We start from the raw sequence: 16,277 nt of genomic DNA, 5'->3' as shown, positions 1-16,277 counted from the left end.
CTGTCAGTGGCAGCCGTTAGCGTCGGTGGTGTCGGACGAACCGCAGCTCGATCGGAGTGAAGTATGACCATGGCCCCCGTGGACCTCGTGGACCGCGTGCAGTCGCCGCTCAAGGTCGTGTTGACCGACGTCAACGCGACGGTGGTGGAGGCGTGGCGGGCGGCGTTCGCCGACACCCCGGGGATCGAGATCCGCCGGGGCTCGATCCTCGACGAGCAGGTCGACGCCTGGGTCAGCCCCACCAACTCCCGTGGCCGGATGGACGGCGGCGTCGACGCGGTGGTCAAGCGGCACCTCGGAGCGGGCATCCAGCTGCGCGTCCAGCGGGCGATCCGGGACCGGTTCGCCGGCCGGCTGCCGGTGGGCAGCGCGGTGTGCGTCCCGTCCGGGGCGACCAACCCGACGTTCCTGATCTCGGCGCCGACGATGGAGGAGTCCTCGCAGAACGTGAGCGAGACCCTGAACGTGGCGCTGGCGTGTGCCGCCGCGTTCCAGGCGGTGCACCAGCAGAACCGGAAGACGCCCGGCAGCATCACCTCGGTGGCGCTGGTCGGCATGGGCGCCCGGACCGGCCGGGTGCCGGCGCGGGTCTGCGCCAACCTGATGTGGACCGGCTACACCCTGTTCCAGGACCACTGCTTCGAGGACTACGACGACCTGCGCGCCACGATCACCGCGCAGCTCGACGACCTGGAGAGGGCGCCCGCCGAGCAGCGGGTGCGGATAGCCCCGCCCGCGCGCCGCACCTCCCGTCGCTGACCGGCGCCGACGACCGGTGCCGCCGACCGGCCCGGCCACGGTCCGGTCGGCGACGGGAGCCGCCTCACGCGGGTTCGAGGACGATCCAGACCTGCCCGGGGTGGAAGGCCATCGGCTGCCCGGCGTAGCTGAACTCCGTGCCGCCGGCCGGATCCGGCCGGGACCAGCTGCCCCGGTACGCCGCGCCGTCGCGCAGGACGACCGCCTCGCCGCTGCCGACCGTCGGGGCGAACGGCACCAGGTGCCCGAAGGAGTCGACCAGCCCCCGCGGCGAGGTGGTCTCGGCGACCTTCTGCACCACGATCGTCGGTGCGCCCATCTGCCCGGCGTCCGTCGTCATCGCCGGCCTGCCGTCCACCGCGACCAGGTACTTGCCCTGCGCGGCGGACCAGGTGAAGGTGAACGAGGCCGCCGGCATCCGTGCGGTGAACGACCCGGTCGGGACACCGCCGGCCGGTGCGTCGCCGAAGCGGAACCCGATGTCCCGGGCCGCCGCCGCGTCCGGGAAGTGGTCCAGGATCCCGGACGGCACCACGTACTCGTTGAACGGCGGCACGTTCCACTTCCCGCGGAAGAAGGAATCGTCCTGCTGCGGCGAGCAGTTGAACAGATCGGCCCGGGCGAGCACGGGCAGGAACGCGGTCTGCGCGCCGGAGTAGGCGAAGTCCACCCGCCCGTACTGCTGCAGGAGCGGCAGATCCGTCTCCCGGGCGCTGCGCACCGGGCCGATCCGGTCGCCCTGGGGCAGGTGGTCGGAGTCGTACACCGCCAGGAAGCGGGAGAGTCCGCCCTCGACCTCGATCGCGTAGACCACGTCGGCGGAGTTCACGCCGGTCTGCGGGCGGGCGGCCGGAGCGTTGTCGATCTTGACGGCGAGGATCCGGCCGGCCCCGCCCGGGAGCCCGGTGAGCGGCGACACGCCGGCCCGGGCCGGGGGAGGGGCGGTCGGCGAGGCCGACCCGGCGGCCGGTGGAGCGGCGGGCGGACCGGCCGCCGGGTGCCCCGGGGAGCCCCCGCCGCCGACGGTGAGGACGGCCGCCAGCACCGTCGCGAGGAGGACGGCGGCGCCGCCCACGACCAGGGCCGCGATCCGCTGTCGGAGCGACAGCGCCCGCCACCGGCCCCGCGCACGTTCGAAGTACCGCATCCGGGCCCACCTCCGTGCCCCCGGCTCTCAGGACCCCGCCATCTGGGAAGACGAACCGGCTGGCCCGCCCGGTTCCCTCCGATGCGCGACAGTTCGTCCGGTTTGCCGTCCTGGTTCGCCCTGCGTTCGCCCGAGCGCCGCGCCGGCCCGCTTCGCCCGCCGCACCCGCGGTCAGAGCGCGCGGGCGAGGCCCCGGCACGCCAGCCCGGCCAGACGGCACCAGGCCCGTGCCACCCCGCCGGGCACCCGGTACCAGGCCAGGCCGAACGGCAGGGCGATGGCGAACCAGGACGGCGGCGCCATCTCGCCCGGCCGCTGCGCGCCCTCGCGTGCCCACCGGCGACACCGCTCGACACCGCGGCCGGTCCAGTCCGCGCAGCGGTCGGCCCGCCCGGCCCAGCGCGCCGCCGCGTCCAGCAGCCGGGCGCGCCGGTCACCGCGCCGCCGCTGCACCGCGGGGCCGGTCATCACCGCTCCAGCCGCGCCGCGAGCCACTCCGGGAGGGCGTCCCGGTTCGCCCGGCTCACCTGGAGGAGCTCGACGTCGGCGCGGTGCTTGAGCTCGTCGGTGAACGGGCCGGGCTGCGCGTGCACGGTGGCGACCACGTCGACCTCACCGGCGAACAGGTCCCGGACGGCCTCCTGGAACGGCGGGTACGCCAGCTCCATCCGCCCGAGTTCGTCGACGAGCACCAGCCCCTTCGCCGCCCCGGACGCGGCCGTCGGTTCCCACACCAGGGACGGCACCGCCAGCCGCTCCATCACCCCCAGGTCGACCCCGTACCGCCCGACCCGCGGCGGGCCCGGGAGCCCGACGTGGGCGAGCACGCCCCGCCGGCCCGCCAGCGTTTCCAGGGCGAAGCCGACCCGGGTGCCGCCCTCGCGGATCTCCTCGGTGGTGAACCCGACGGCCTCGCCCGCGCGCAGCAGTGCCGCCAGCCGGCGGATCGCGGTCGTCTTCCCGCTGCCGGGGCGCCCCTCCAACAGAATCCTCGTCGCCATCGCGTGCTCCGCGCCGGGCAGGGGGTGGGTGGCTCGGGCCCTCGTTCCCGCGGACCTGTTCCCAGGCTCCCACCGCGGCGCCCGGCCGGGCCACCGGACGGTGGCGGGGCGGCTGCGCCCGGCGGGCCCCGCGCGGGCACACGGCGGCCCGCCGCCGGCGCCCGGTAGCGCCGGTGGCGGGCCCGACGGCTCGCCGCCGCCGAATCCTTCGCCGCGAGAGCTACTTCGTCGGCATCGGGAGGAAGAAGACGTTGTTCGGCGTCACGACGTTGGTGATGGCCTGACCGAAGAGGGTGGTCGGCTCGTGCCCGTCGGTGAGGATGTCGGTGTTGAGCACCACCACCAGGGTCGCGTCCTGCTCGGGCAGGTAGAGCACGAGGCTCTCGTACCCGGGCAGCGAGCCGTTGTGGCCGATCCAGCCCTGGACGTTGAACAGACCGAGGCCGTAGCCCGCACCGGGGATGCCGGCGCCCAGGAACTTGGTGCGCTCCGCCTGCGTTTCGGGCGAGAGCAGCGTGCCGGTGGCGAGGTCCTTGGCCCAGCGCTTGAGGTCGTGGACGTCGGAGATCATCGCCCCGGCCGCCCAGCCCCAGCTGGGGTTCCAGTCCGTGGCGTCCACCGTCGCGCCGTTGAGGGTCTGGTTGGTGTAGCCGTGCGCGTGCGGGTCCGGGAACTCCGCTCCCTCGGGGAACAGGGTGTGGCGCAGGCAGCTCGGGTCGAGCACCCGGTCCTGGATGAACTCCTCCAGGGTGATGCCGCTGACCTTCTCGACGAGCAGGCCGAGCAGGATGTAGTTGCTGTTGTTGTACAGGAACTGCGTTCCCGGCTCGGAGACGTTGGGGTGCTTGTAGCCGTAGGCGAGCAGCTCGTCCGGGGTGAAGGGCTTGGTGGGGTTCGACTCCAGGGCCTTGGCGAAGTCCGGGTCCGCGGAGTACGGGAACAGGCCGCTGCGCATCTCGGCGAGGTTGCGCACGGTGATGTGGTCGCCGTTGGGGACGCCGGCGATGTACTTCGAGATCGGGTCGTCGAGCCCCACCAGTCCGTCGTCGACCAGCTCCAGCACGGCGGTCGCGGTGAAGGTCTTGGTGACGCTGCCGATCCTCGTGAAGAGGTCGTCGGTCATCGGGGCGCCGGTCTTCTTGTCGGCGACGCCGAAGGAGCGGAGGTAGTGGCCCTTGCCCGGCAGCCAGAGCCCGACGGTCACGCCGGGCACGCCCGTCTTGGCCATCGTCTGCTGGATGGCCGCGTCGAGCTTGGCCGCGACCTCGGGGCTCAGCTCCGCCGACAGCTCGTCCGCGTCGGCGCTGACCTCCGCGTCCTGGCGGTGGTCCTCGCGCTGCTCGTGACCGCGGGCGTGGTCGTGGCCGTGGTGTCCGTGCCCGTGCCTGTGGTGGTGCGGGTGGCCGCGCCCGTGCTCGTGGTCGGCTCCGTGCCGGTGGCCGTGGCCGTGGGCGGCGGCCCTCCCGGGCGTCGCCGCGTTCGCCGGGGTCGCCGCCACCGGTATCAGTCCCGCGACGGCTATGGCCGTGATGGCCAGGCCGCGGCGGGCTCTCGTGTTCCGACGGTGGGGCAGCGCTCGGGTCATCTCGAATGTCCTCGTTCCGATGTGGGTCCAGCTCTTGCTGCGATCGTCGGCGGCGGAACCCGCCGGGACGACTCTGACGAGCTGTACGGGTGACAAGGCATCGGATGGCCGGGGCGCCCCCGTCCGCGGGCCGGCCCGCGCCCCGGTGCGACGCGCCGGCCGGGCCGCCACCGAAGGGGTTCACTCGTTCGAGTGTGGTCCCTTCGGTGGCAGCGCCTCCGGCGGCGTCGCGGGCCGGGACGGGGAGCGCGGCGGTCGGGGTCAGCCCTCCGCGGCCGCGGAGGGTGCGCCGCGCGGCGCGAGGGCGGCGGCGACGGCCTCGCTCTTGACCAGCCACGCCACGCCGAACGCGAAGACGGAGACCGCCTCGCCGAGGTACATCAGGGTGAGCGGCGAGTCCCAGGTGAGGTGGAGGACGGCCCCGACCGCGACCACGGCGAGGCACGCCACGATGGTCCAGCCGCAGACCAGGTACACCCAGTCGGCGGCGGTCCGGCGCCCGCCCGCGCTCCGGGAGTCGGCGAACAGCCGGAGGCAGAAGTAGGCGAGCACCCCGAACAGCCCTGCCGCGAAGCCGAGGTGGAGCGTCCCGACGACCGTCTGCGTGGTGGTCGGGTCCGGTGTGACCGACGCCGGCGGCTCGGCGGGGAAGAGCGCCACCAGGACCGCGAGGACGCCGGCCACCGAACTGAGCCGGTCCTCGCGCCGGTCGTGGCGGTAGCAGATCAGGAAGACGCCGATGGCGCAGAGGCCGCCGACGAAGACGTTGCGCATGTGGGTGTAGTAGGAGGCGCTCATCGAGCTGAGCAGGGCGACGTGGGAGGACGTGAGGATGTTGCCCACGGGAAGGACGATCGGCAGCAGGAACCCGATGACGCCGACGCCCCGGCGCAGGCGCCGCACGGTCGCCCCGTCCTGGGCTTGGAAGTTGACGAGGGGAGATCGATCGGCCATGACGGCCCCCTTGACGGCCTGAGGCTGGGTGGGTCGCGGCCGGACGGGGCCGCACACCAGGCACGGTGGTCGCTGCGGGATGTACCCGCACAACCGGTCCGGGAACCCGCGAGCACCCGACCGTTCGGCAACCGTGACGGGGCGTCGCCCGGCGGCCGCGCGCCCGACGCGCTTGCGGATGCGGTGCCGGGGCTCGCCGTGGAGCTCCGGCCGGGGACCGCAGAGCCGATGAGGAGCCGATGGAGAGAGCGCCCGGACAGCATGGTGGAGCGACTCGAACAGCGGGTCGAACCCACAAGGAGGTCACATGACCAGGACCCTCACGTCGCTCGGCGACAAGATGCTGGGCGCGCTGCTGAAGCAGAAGAAGGCCGGCGCCTGCGTGCCGCCGGACTACTGCGGTGTGGTCGCCTGCAACTCGCGGGGCGGCTACTGCTCGGGCGGTTGGTGGTGGCAGCCGATGTGTAACGGCTACTACAACTGCCAGGGCGTCTGCAAGGGCACCGGCGGTCTCCAGTACAACAAGAAGGTCGCGTACGGCTGCTGACGACCCCGGGGGCGGGGGCCGTTCCCGGCGGCCCCCGCCCCCGGACAGGCACTGAGTCGCCTTCGCCCGGCCCAGAGAGGAACCGACATGCTCACCGCCCTCATCGTTCTCGCCGTCGTGCTCGGCATCGCCACCGCGGCCAACCTCGTCCTCACCTTCGCCGTCATCCGCAGGCTGCGGACGCTGGAGGAGGGCGGCGGCACGGGAGCCCCCGACGCCCTGCCGGCGGTCGGCACCGCCGTCGGCGAGTTCACCGCCGTCACGACCTCCGGGGAGGAGGTCTCCGCCGCCGACGTGGCCGCCGGCGACGCCTTCGCCGGCTTCGTCATGGTCGGCTGCACGCCCTGCGGCACCCTGATCGAGTCCCTCGCCGGCGGCGCCGCCACCGGGGCCGCCGACCCGCTCTTCTTCGTCGTCGGCGACCCGGAGAGCCCGGAGACCCGCAGGATGACCGCCGCCCTCGGCCCCGTCGGCCGGGTGGCCGTCGTCGCCGAGCGGTCCGCGGCCACCGCCGCGTTCGGCCAGGTCAGCGCCTTCCCCACGCTGCTCAGGATCAAGGACGGCGTGATCGCCGCAGCCGGCCACGAGCTGGGCGACGTCGTGCCCGCCGCGGCCCACCACGCGGCGCCCGCCCGCCCGGCTCTGGTCGGGGAACGGGTGTGACCATGACCGTCCTCGGGCGGGTCCGGACCGCGGCCGCCGCGCTGCGGCTCGGCTGGCGGGCCTCCCGCGGCGGGATCCTGCTCCAGCTCCTGCTCGCTCTGCTCACCGGCGCGCTCCCGGCCGCGATGGCCTACGTCACCAAACTGCTCGTCGACGACCTCGCCGGCGCGGGAGGGCCCGGCGCGGCCGACGGCACCCGGGTGGCGTGGCTCGCGGCCGCGGGCGCCGCCCTCGCCGGCGCGACCGCCGTGCTCAACCACGTCACGGCGCTGATCACCGCCACCCTCGGCCGGGCCGTGAACATCGAGGTGCAGGACCGGCTCTACGAACGGGTCAACGCCTACCGCGGGCTGCGCCCGTTCGAGGACCCGGCCACCCAGGACCGCATCCGGCTCGCCGAGACCGCGGCCCAGGGCGCGCCGCACGACGTCCTCGACTTCCTGCTCGACTCGGTCCGCAGCACCGCCACGATCACCGGGTTCCTCGGCACCGTGCTGGTCTTCTGGCCGCCGATGGGCGCGCTGCTGGTGCTCTGCGTCGCGGTCTCCGTCGCCGGCCACCTGCGCACCTCCCGGGGCATGGCCGACACCGCCGCCGCCGTCGTCCCCGCCGCCCGCCGGCAGTACTTCTACCGGATGCTGCTCACCGACCCCCGGGCCGCCAAGGAGCTCCGCCTCTTCGGCACCGGCCAGCTGTTCCGGCAGCGTGCGCTCGACGGGCTCCGCGAGACCTCCGGCGCCGGCCTGGCCGCCCTGCGCCGCAGCGTGCTCGTCCAGTCCGGGCTCGCCCTGCTCACCGCGGCCGCCGCCGGCACCGCGGCGGTCGTCGTCGCCCGCCAGGTGCTCGCCGGCCGGATCACCCTCGGCGACATGACGCTGTTCACCGCCGCGGTGGCCGCCGTGCAGGGCGCCCTCTCCTCGATCGTGATGCAACTCGGGCGCGCGGAGGAGGCGTTGCGGCTCTTCGGCCACTACCTGGCGCTGCTCGGCTCGCCCGCCGACCTCCCTGACGGCACGCACGTTCCCGCCCCGCTGCGGGAGGGCATCACCTTCGAGGACGTCTGGTTCCGCTACACCCCCGACGCCCCCTGGGCGCTGCGCGGCGTCGACCTGCACCTCCCGCACGGCCGCGCGGTCGGCCTGGTCGGCGTCAACGGGGCCGGCAAGAGCACCCTGGTCAAGCTGCTCTGCCGGTTCTACGACCCGGAGCGCGGGCGCATCCTGTGGGACGGCGCCGACATCCGCACGATGCCGGTCGACGAGCTGCGGCGCAGGATCGGCGCGACCTTCCAGGACTTCATGACGTACGACCTGACCGCCGCCGAGAACATCGGCCTGGGCGCGCCCGAGCACCGCGAGGACCTCGACCGGATCCGCGCCGCCGCCGCCCGCGCCGGCATCGACCGCAGCCTGGAGCGGCTGCCCCGCGGCTACCGCACCCTGCTCAGCCGGACGTTCACCGACGAGGACGAGCAGAACGGCGTCTCGCTCTCCGGCGGCCAGTGGCAGCGCGTCGCCCTCGCCCGGTCGCTGATGCGGGAGGACGCCGAACTGCTCGTCCTGGACGAGCCCAGCTCCGGCCTCGACGCGCTCGCCGAGCGGGAGGTGCACCAGGCGCTGCGCAGCCACCGCGCCGGGCGGACCAGCCTGCTGATCTCGCACCGGCTCGCCGCCCTGCGCGAGGCCGACCTGATCGTGGTGCTCTTCGAGGGGCGGGTCGTGGAACGCGGCGGCCACGACGAGCTGGTGGCCCTCGGCGGCCGGTACGCGGAGCTGTTCGCGGCGCAGGCCGAGGGCTACCGCGAGGCCGGGGACGCCGCCGTCGACGGCGAGGGCACCGCGGCCGCGGTCGGGCCCGGCGCCGTTCCGCGCGCGGATGCGGCTGCCCGTGCCGGTACGGCCGTCCGTGACGGTGTGACAGTCCGGGCCGGCGCCGACGCCCGGCCGCCGCGCGTTGCCGCGGCCCGAGCCGAAGGAGTGCGATGAACGCCCTTCCCCTGACCGCCGCCGTCACCGTCGGGGCGCTGGCCGGAGCCGCGGCGACGGCGCTGCTGCTCCGCCGCTCCTTCGAGCTGGTGGACGTGCAGGGCGGCAGCATGGAGCCCACCCTGCGCGACGGCGACCGGGTGCTGGTGCGCCGCACCCGGGTGTTCCGCCGCGGCGACGTGGTGGTCTTCCCCGTGCCGGACGGACCGCGCGACCCGGCGGACGCGCCCTGGCTGGTGAAGCGGGTCAGCGGCGTGGCGGGTGATCCGGCCGCGGACGGCTGCCCGGCGGTCCCGCCCGGACACCTCGCGGTCCTCGGCGACAACCCGCGCAGCCTGGACTCACGGACCTTCGGCACCGTCCCGAGCCGCACCGCCCTCGGTGTCGCCGTCCGCCGGATGGCCCGCGACGGGCGGCCCGCGCAGTCCCTGGGCCGATCGGGGCACGGAACGAACCACGGTTCGAGGAGGACCGCATGACGATGCTGCAACTCGCCGCCCGCGCCCTGCTGGTGGTGGTCTTCGGTGCCGCCCTGATCAGCAAGGCGCGCAGCCGCGCCGCGCTGGCCGCGTTCGCCGCCGACCTGGCCGACTTCCGCTGGCTGCCCGCCGCCCTGCGGCGGCCGACCGCGGTCGGAGTGATCGCCGCCGAGGTGGCGGCCGTGGCACTGCTGGCGACCGTACGGCAGCTCGGAGCGGTGGCGGTGCTGGTGCTGCTGACCGGGTTCACCGCCGCGACCCTCCAGGCCGGGCGGGCGGCGGACTGCCGCTGCTTCGGCGCGGCGAAGCCCGCCGCCCGCGGCACCGCCCGGGGCTTCGTCCTGCGCAACTGCCTGCTCGCCGCGGCCGCGCTCGCCGTGGCGCTGGCCCCCGGCGGTGCCGTGGCCCCCGCCCTGGCGGCGGCCGCCCTCGCGGTGGGCGCCGGCGTGGGCGCTGTGATCGTCCGGTGGGACGACATCGCCTACCTGTTCCAGGGCCCCGCCGCGCCGCGCCGCTCCTGAGGTCCCGCCGCCGCGCCGCCGGTCAGGGCGGCGCGACCGTTCCCGGTGCGTTGGCGGAACGTCGCGGCGGCCGGTCACGGTGCCGCGGCCGTTCCCGGCACCGCCGCTCCCGACCCGGCCGCCGCTCGGTGGCAGGTGCCGGGAGCGGCGGCCGGACCGGTCAGCGGCCCGTACGCCGCCCGTCCGGGTGGGTGCGCGCCGGCTGGCGGCAGAGCCGCGGGAGCCGGGGGACGCACGCACGGGTGTGCCGGCGCGGGCCGATCAGGGCCGGGTCGGCGCGCAGGACGGCGTTCTCCAGCTCCACCAGGGCGGCTCCCGGATCCAGCCCGAACTCGTCGGCGAGCAGGGTCCGCAGCCGGCGGGCGGCGGCCAGCGCGTCGGTCTGCCGCCCGCTGCGGTAGAGGGCGAGGACCAGCCGTTCCACCAGCCGCTCGCGGTCGGGGTAGCGGTCCACCATGGCGGTCAGCTCGGGCACGAGCTCCTGGTGGCGTCCGGCGCCGAGCTCGATGTCGGCCAGCAGCTCGTAGGCGGCGAAACGTTCCTCCTCCAGGCGGGCCCGGAACGGTTCCACGAACGGCGCGTCGATGCCGGTGAGCGCGGCGCCGCGCCAGAGGCCGAGACCCGTCCGTAAGTGCTGGACGGCCTGGGTGTGTTCACCCAGTGCCGTGAGTCGCCGTGCCTCGGCGACCTCCCGCCAGAAGTCCATCGTGTCCAGGTCGTGCCGGCCGACCGAGAGCCGGTAGCCGCCCCCTCGTGAGGCCAGCGGCCCGCCGTCGTCCGCCGTCCCGTGGCCGGTGGCCGCTCCCGGAAGGAGCTTGCGCAGGGCCGAGACGGCGGTGTGCACCTGCCCGCGGGCGCTGCGCGGCGGCCGCTCGCCCCAGAGCGCGTCCACCAGCTGTTCGATGCAGACCTGGTGGTTGGCGTTGAGCAGGAGAAACGTCAGTACCGCCCGCCGTCGCGGCCGGTCGATGGGCACGACGGTGCCCTGGTCGAAGACTTCCAGCGGTCCAAGAACTGTGTAGCGCATGCATCCCCCGTGCTATGGACCTTCAGGGCAGCTCGCGTCAACTCCCTTTTGACAAACAGGAGTCAACAGCTCGCGATGCGCGTGATCATAAGCCGTCGTCTCAGCTATTGGAACAGCGTTGCCGAAAGACCCTGACGGCACGGCCGGGGGTGGGGCCGGGGGTGGGGCGGCGATGTCGGGCCTGCCGCCCGGGGAGCTCGCCGAGGGGCGCCCGTCACCGCACTGACTGGTGACGCGTGAGGCTGCCATCGGCTCGTCGTCACTCCGACGGGGCCGCGCCCGGCTCCGCGAGGGTGCACACCTACCGCGTGCCGACGGCGGGCGGGGTCCTCTTCCGCGCGCGGTAGGCGGCGGCCTTGATCCTGTTGCCGCAGGAGTCCATGCCGCACCACTGGCGCCGCATGCCCCGGGAGCGGTCGAGGTAGATCCGCGTGCACTCCGGGTTGCCGCACTCCTTCATCAGGGAGGCGTCCGAGCCGCTGAGGAGTTCGACGGCCTGCCGCGCGACGGTCGCCAGGGCCTGCGCCGGCGTGCCCTCGTTGTGCCGCCCGGTCAGGGTGAGTTGTGGGGTCACCGGGATCCCGCGCGCGGCGCCGTTGACCACGGCGAGCGCCTCGCGGTCGAGCTCCTCGCCGAGGAGGCGGTTGGTCACGAGGCGGTGGACGGCCTCGCGCACGGTGGTCGCCTCCCGGACGTCCCGCTCGTCGGCGGGCGTGATCGAGTCCACGAGTCCGCAGGCCAGGTACCAGGCGTTGAGCCGCTCCGGGGTCGCGAACATCTCGAACCGCGTCGAGCGCCGCGCGCGGAGGGTGGCCGCGAAGTCGAGGGCAGGGTGACCGCAGACGAAGACGTGGTCGAGATTCACGTCACCATCCTGGCAGGTGACTGTTGCGAGTGGCAAGAAGCCTCCGGCGCAGGGGCGTCCCTCGACTCGGGGCGCCCCGCGTCGGTGTGCCCGGAAGTCCAGCCGTGTGTGCGCCCCTTCCTGACGGCCCGTCCCCGCTCCGTCGACGGCCCGGGGCGCGCCTACGACCGGGCACGGGCCCGCCGTCTCCGCCCAGGCTGGCGGCCACGCCCTCCGTCACCTTTCAAGACGGTGACGAATGGGCGCGGGGTTCTCCGGTCTAGATGGCTGAACGGTGCTGGGAGCGCCCGCACCGCACCTGGGGCGGCAGGCCGCTGCAGGCGTCACCGCCTTGACGGGTGACGGCTGGGGGTGCACGCTGGTGGTCGTCCCCGGTGACAATGAGGACGCCAGTCGTGATCGACGAGGTGGAGGACGCTCATGGTCGAGGAACCCGCGCGCGATCCCGCGGCCGAAGCGCGGCACGCGCGCTACGGCCGGCTCCCCGAGCGGATCCGCTTCGAGGACATGACCGAAGAGGTGGAAGCCCGCCCCCGCGGCACCGCCACCGGCTCGGACCACCCGGCCCGCTCCTGGACCTTCTACTCCTGCCTGATCCTCGACCTGGGCCTGTAGGCCCCCCGGGGCGCCCGGCCGCCCCGGGCGCCCCCGCACCGCTGACGGATCCGGGCCGGCCCCGACGGGGTCGTTCAGGAGCCGCTGGCGCAGCGCTCGGGCGGGGCGTCCTGCAGGTACTGGTGCTTGACGAGGTTGGCGACGTTGTACGTCTCGGAGTCGGAGAAGTCGGACGGCTTGAGGGCGGGGTCCAGCCACTGCTGGTAGCCGAAGCCGGGCTGCGCGAAGGCGGCGGCGATGTGGCCCGTCTGGACGCTGAAGTCACGGTTCACGACGTAGCAGTGGTAGTTGAAGCCGGTGCCGTTGAGCGAGTCCGGGGGCAGGGCGCGCTTGGCGTAGGGCGTCCCGCCGGTCGCGAGGTACTTGCCCGTGTCGGCGCCGAAGCGGTCCAGGGTCCTGCCCGGCTGCACCGTCTGCCGGTGCATGTCGAGGACGCCGTTCAACTCGGCGAAGCCCCGGTTGTCGGGGTACTTCCACTGGTCACCGCTGCGGTACCAGTCGAGGAACTGGGTCGGCTGCAGGCCGCCGAGGCGGTGGTAGCCCACGAGGAGCGCAGCCACCGGCCCCTGCGTCGGCAGGACGGCCGGGCCGAGCTCACGACGGCCGCAGTAGTAGACCGCCGGGTCGTCGGGCGGGAGCAGGTCCGGGCAGTCCGCGGGCAGAGCCCGCTGGGTGCTCGTCCGGACCGGTGCGGCGGCCACGGCGTCACCGGCGGCGGCGAGGAGCGTCAGCGGCAGCGCGGCCGCCATGGACATCGAGACGAGCGTGAGGGAACGCATGGGCGGCTCCAGGGGGACCGGGGGAGGGTGGCGACCCGAGTGCGGCACGGCGCAGCGGTCGCAGGGCACCGTCATTGCACACGCAACCCGGTCCGGATACGAAGGACCGCGGCGATCGGCAGCGTGGACAGCACGCGGGCGGGCTAATCGGTATGACGATCAGTCCCATCGGCCGTCCGTGACTGGCACCGGCACCGGCACCGGCACCGGCACCAGCACCAGCACCGCCGGTCGCCGTTGGAGGTATCCCGCCGGTCAGCTCGTGGTGAAGAGGAAGTCCTCCTTGTTGTCGTAGTTGGGCTGGTGGACGAGCGGGGAGCCGTACGTGGCCGGGCCGGGCCAGATGTCGCCGGGCCCGAGCAGGTGGTCGGCGTAGCCGCTGGACGCGACCGGCGAGGCGAGGTGGATGCGGAACACGGTCGGACTCCTGTCCGCGACGAGCCTCCAGAGTTGCTCCCGGTGGTCGGCACGGCAGTCCCGGAGGAGGACGGTGACGGTGTCGCCGCCACCGGTGGTCCCGTCCAGGCACCGGCCGTCGGCCGCATTGCGGATCCGGTACAGCCCGTTGCCGTCGCCGATGAACTGCCAGCGCTGCGGGTCGCCGTCGGTGCAGGCCTGCAGGCGGACTCCGGCACCGGTGCCGTCGCCGGGGCTGACGCAGAGGTTGGCGCGGAGGTTGACGAGGCGGAGTCCGGCGGGCCGGTCGGCGGGTGACGCACCTGACGGGGACGGGGACGGGGGCGACTGGGCGGACCGCGGGGCGGACGTCCGGACCGACGCCCGGTCCGACGGCCGGATCGGCGGGGGAGCCGAGGGCGGGGCCGACTGCGCGGCCGCGCCGTGCGGACCGGACCGACCGGGCGCGACGGCTGCTGCCGTCGCGACGGTCAGCGCACCGACGCCCAGCACGACGAGGCCGAACAGGACGGTCCGGTCGGAAGGTCGCAGGCGCCGGACGGTGGCGGCCAGGGAGGACAGCGGAGCGGCCCGAGGGGCGTGGACGGGTGGAGCCGGCGGCGGATCCGGTACCGGCGGGGTGGCGGCAGGAGAGGGGGGAACGGCCGCGGCGGCCGGCGGAACCGGATCCGGGGTGCCCGTCCGCACCTGCAGCGCGGCGCGCAGGACGGGCCGCTGCCAGGTGTGCACGGCGGTGAGCTCGGTGCGGGCGCGGGCGCAGTCCGGGCACCGGGCCAGGTGGCGTTCGAGGCCGTGGTCGCGGTCGTCGCCGCGCCGTACGGCGTCGCCGAGCCTGGCGGTGAGCTGGCGGCATTCGCGGCGGGGCGTGTGCAGTGCGTGGACCTGCAGGTAGGCGTCGAAGAAGCCCTGGACGTGCCGGAGCGGCGGGAGCGCGAGGGTGTCGGCGTCGGAGGTCGACGCGGACGGGTCCGGCTCGCTCGTCATCTCCAGATTCCGCCGCAGGTCGGCCTGGACGGTCGCCGGAAGCCTTCGGAAGGCCTGGAGGGCGGTCGAGGCCTTCGGCCGGAGGGTGTGGTCGGAGCGGGCGCGGTCGGAGCGGGGGTGCTCGGAGTCCGCGGGCAGGCCGGCGGCCGGGTCTGACACTGTCTGGTCCCATTCCTCGGGCGTGTGGGCGGCTGTCCGGGCCGGCCCGCTGCCCGCCGCACGCCTCCGGGGCGGCGGGCGGGCAACGGGCCGGCGCAGGATTCTCGGCGGCGGCGGCGGCGGTCCGGCCTGGCCGGGGTGGCCAGTGGGACCGGGTTCAGGGCCTGCGGCGCCGGGCCACGGTGACCGCCGTGGTGCCGCCGACGAGGATGAGGAGGCCGCCGACGACGGCGGTGACGGTGGTCGTGGCGCCGGTGTGGGCGAGGGAGTCCGGGCCCGTGGCGGCGGCTCCCGCAGCCGTGGCCGTGGCCGTGGCGTCGCCGGCCGAGGTGCCGGTGGACGGGGTCGGGAGGCCGGTGGCGCCGATGTCGGTGGTGACGTCGCCCTCGCGGGTGGGCTGGACGGGTGCCGGTGGGGTGGGCGACGTGCTGGTGCTGAGGGTCGGGGCCGGGGTCGTACCGGCGCCGGGCTTGGTGGGCGACGCGCTGGACGTCGGGCCGGGGACGGTGCCGAACCCGATCCGGACATCGGCGCCGCCGGCGGTCGCGTTGGTGATGCTGACGGACAGGCCGCTCGCGGTGTCGCTGAGGGCCTCAGCGCCCTTGAGCGAGCCGGCGATCGTCTTGTCGTCCTGCTTGCCGTTGCTGATCATGACGGCGTGGTCGTACTGACCCTTGGGCACGCGGTAGACGACGACGCCCTGCGCGACGTCGCGGTCCGGCGTGCTGGCCTCGGGCGTGCGGTACTCGACGACGACCCGGTCGCCGCCGCTTCCCAGGGGGAGGTCGATCGCGCGTGCACCGGCGGTGCTCGCGGCGGCGTGCAGCGGCGTGAGGTGCACGGTGGCGGTGGAGCCGGGCGTGACGATCTGCTCGCCGGGCAGCCACTTCTGGGCCAGCAGCTCGGGCGCGGAGAGGCCCTTCTTCTCGCCGCCCGCGCCCATCGGCGTCCGCCTGCTGTAGCCGTCGGCGGTGCAGGCGGTGAAGCTGCCCGGGGTGCACACCTGGCGGTCCTGATGGGCGAAGCCGAGGTTGTGGCCGATCTCGTGGGCGATGGCGGCCAGGTCCTTGACGGCACCCTCCTGGAACCAGGTCGTGTCCCCCGGCTGGTTGCCGAGGCCCCACCACTCGCACGCCTTCGTGCTCGGCATCACGATCGACAGGTGGTCGTAGGTCACGTCCTGGACGGCCTTGCGGGCGAGCGCGGCCATCTTGCCGGTGTCGCAGGTGGAGTTGTCCATGTCGAGGTCGAACGGTCCGAACACACCGTCCCCCTTGGCCGGCACCACGCTGAGGCGGCCCCCGGAGTTGGCCGCGTAGTACGAGGTCAGCGAGTCGGCCGGGCCGAAGAAGTGGCTGCGGGCGTCCTGGCGGTCCGCGTCGGGGCCGGCGAGCTTGGCGTTGCGGAAGTTGACCAGGACGACGGCGTGGTGATGGGTCTTCTGCGGCCCGGGATCGGCCGCGGCCGGCATGGTGAGGACCGTCGCGGAGAGCGTCAGGGCGCTCGCGGCCGTGACGGCGAGGAGGGCCGCGGCCGACGAACGACGGGTCGCGTCACTGCGGGAGGTGTGGCGTGCCATGCGTGGGGTCCCTTGGTCGTGGTGGTTGCGGTCGGTGCGGTGTCCCGCGGAGGTACCCCGGCAGTCCGCGATGCGAGGGGAGTGGGCGGACTGCCGGGGTGGGTGTGCCGGCGGGCGACGGGGGAGGCCCACCGGCACGACGGGAGGGAACGCGGGCTCGGGGGGCGGCGCGGTCCGTGCGACGGCGGCGGGCCGGACGGTTCGCCGACTG

At 74.7% G+C, this 16,277-nt stretch carries 17 protein-coding genes; 7 read left to right on the top strand and 10 right to left on the bottom strand.

Going from position 1 to position 16,277, the window contains the following annotated elements:
* Nucleotides 1-63 precede the first annotated feature (63 nt).
* Nucleotides 64-759 carry a macro domain-containing protein gene (locus RMN57_RS06570; protein ID WP_313762423.1) on the top strand — a complete coding sequence of 232 codons (696 nt, stop codon included), beginning with the start codon at nt 64-66 and terminating at the stop codon, nt 757-759.
* Between the two features lie 64 nt (nt 760-823).
* Here the strand turns inward: RMN57_RS06570 and RMN57_RS06565 are convergent, their stop codons facing one another.
* The 5 genes from RMN57_RS06565 to RMN57_RS06545 form a co-directional block, all read right to left on the bottom strand.
* Complete coding sequence (locus RMN57_RS06565; RefSeq protein WP_313762422.1) at nt 824-1,906, bottom strand: DUF3048 domain-containing protein; 1,083 nt, start codon at nt 1,904-1,906, stop codon at nt 824-826.
* A 171-nt stretch (nt 1,907-2,077) separates the two neighbouring features.
* Complete coding sequence (locus RMN57_RS06560) at nt 2,078-2,374, bottom strand: hypothetical protein (RefSeq protein ID WP_313762421.1); 297 nt, start codon at nt 2,372-2,374, stop codon at nt 2,078-2,080.
* The gene (locus RMN57_RS06555; protein WP_313762420.1) at nt 2,374-2,907 is read right to left on the bottom strand and encodes a nucleoside-triphosphatase; all 534 of its coding nucleotides are present in this window, start codon (nt 2,905-2,907) and stop codon (nt 2,374-2,376) included. The genes RMN57_RS06560 and RMN57_RS06555 overlap by 1 nt, the downstream gene beginning before the upstream one ends.
* A 220-nt stretch (nt 2,908-3,127) precedes the next feature.
* Nucleotides 3,128-4,492, bottom strand: coding sequence for a serine hydrolase domain-containing protein (locus tag RMN57_RS06550; RefSeq protein WP_313762419.1), 1,365 nt, complete (start codon nt 4,490-4,492; stop codon nt 3,128-3,130).
* 261 nt (nt 4,493-4,753) lie between these two features.
* A complete protein-coding gene (locus RMN57_RS06545) occupies nt 4,754-5,446 on the bottom strand; it encodes a DUF998 domain-containing protein (protein ID WP_313762418.1) in 693 nt (230 codons plus the stop codon).
* A 307-nt stretch (nt 5,447-5,753) separates the two neighbouring features.
* Here RMN57_RS06545 and RMN57_RS06540 point away from each other — a divergent pair, with 307 nt between their 5' ends.
* The 5 genes from RMN57_RS06540 to RMN57_RS06520 all read left to right on the top strand — a co-directional run bounded on the left by RMN57_RS06540 (nt 5,754) and on the right by RMN57_RS06520 (nt 9,641).
* On the top strand, nt 5,754-5,993 hold the full coding sequence (locus RMN57_RS06540) for a hypothetical protein (RefSeq protein WP_313762417.1): 240 nt from the start codon (nt 5,754-5,756) through the stop codon (nt 5,991-5,993).
* A gap of 87 nt (nt 5,994-6,080) precedes the next feature.
* Nucleotides 6,081-6,656: a hypothetical protein gene (locus RMN57_RS06535; RefSeq protein ID WP_313762416.1), complete on the top strand. Its 576-nt coding sequence runs from the start codon at nt 6,081-6,083 to the stop codon at nt 6,654-6,656.
* Nucleotides 6,657-6,658: 2 nt separating this feature from the next.
* A complete protein-coding gene (locus RMN57_RS06530; RefSeq protein ID WP_313767732.1) occupies nt 6,659-8,641 on the top strand; it encodes an ABC transporter ATP-binding protein in 1,983 nt (660 codons plus the stop codon).
* Nucleotides 8,638-9,120 carry a S26 family signal peptidase gene (locus RMN57_RS06525; protein WP_313762415.1) on the top strand — a complete coding sequence of 161 codons (483 nt, stop codon included), beginning with the start codon at nt 8,638-8,640 and terminating at the stop codon, nt 9,118-9,120. The genes RMN57_RS06530 and RMN57_RS06525 overlap by 4 nt, the downstream gene beginning before the upstream one ends.
* Nucleotides 9,117-9,641, top strand: a complete 525-nt coding sequence (locus RMN57_RS06520; protein WP_313762414.1) for a MauE/DoxX family redox-associated membrane protein — start codon at nt 9,117-9,119, stop codon at nt 9,639-9,641. The genes RMN57_RS06525 and RMN57_RS06520 overlap by 4 nt, the downstream gene beginning before the upstream one ends.
* 160 nt (nt 9,642-9,801) lie before the next feature.
* Here the strand turns inward: RMN57_RS06520 and RMN57_RS06515 are convergent, their stop codons facing one another.
* Both RMN57_RS06515 and RMN57_RS06510 read right to left on the bottom strand, forming a co-directional pair.
* Nucleotides 9,802-10,668 carry an AfsR/SARP family transcriptional regulator gene (locus RMN57_RS06515; protein WP_313762413.1) on the bottom strand — a complete coding sequence of 289 codons (867 nt, stop codon included), beginning with the start codon at nt 10,666-10,668 and terminating at the stop codon, nt 9,802-9,804.
* A gap of 301 nt (nt 10,669-10,969) precedes the next feature.
* Complete coding sequence (locus RMN57_RS06510) at nt 10,970-11,533, bottom strand: CGNR zinc finger domain-containing protein (protein WP_313762412.1); 564 nt, start codon at nt 11,531-11,533, stop codon at nt 10,970-10,972.
* A 420-nt stretch (nt 11,534-11,953) separates the two neighbouring features.
* Here RMN57_RS06510 and RMN57_RS06505 point away from each other — a divergent pair, with 420 nt between their 5' ends.
* Entirely contained in the window at nt 11,954-12,148 is a 195-nt protein-coding gene (locus RMN57_RS06505) for a hypothetical protein (RefSeq protein WP_313762411.1), read from the top strand.
* 74 nt (nt 12,149-12,222) lie between these two features.
* On the opposite strand, the gene RMN57_RS06500 is transcribed toward RMN57_RS06505, so the two are convergent.
* The 3 genes from RMN57_RS06500 to RMN57_RS06490 form a co-directional block, all read right to left on the bottom strand.
* Nucleotides 12,223-12,927, bottom strand: a complete 705-nt coding sequence (locus tag RMN57_RS06500) for a TNT domain-containing protein (protein WP_313762410.1) — start codon at nt 12,925-12,927, stop codon at nt 12,223-12,225.
* Between the two features lie 255 nt (nt 12,928-13,182).
* Complete coding sequence (locus RMN57_RS06495) at nt 13,183-14,487, bottom strand: RICIN domain-containing protein (RefSeq protein ID WP_313762409.1); 1,305 nt, start codon at nt 14,485-14,487, stop codon at nt 13,183-13,185.
* A 157-nt stretch (nt 14,488-14,644) separates the two neighbouring features.
* Complete coding sequence (locus RMN57_RS06490; protein WP_313762408.1) at nt 14,645-16,066, bottom strand: hypothetical protein; 1,422 nt, start codon at nt 16,064-16,066, stop codon at nt 14,645-14,647.
* Between the last annotated feature and the right edge of the window lie 211 nt (nt 16,067-16,277).

The sequence above is a fragment of the Kitasatospora sp. CM 4170 genome (genome assembly GCF_032110285.1).
Lineage (GTDB): Bacteria > Actinomycetota > Actinomycetes > Streptomycetales > Streptomycetaceae > Kitasatospora > Kitasatospora aburaviensis.
Note: the sequence above shows the minus strand (reverse complement) of the source record. Positions and strands in the feature narration are given on the sequence as shown.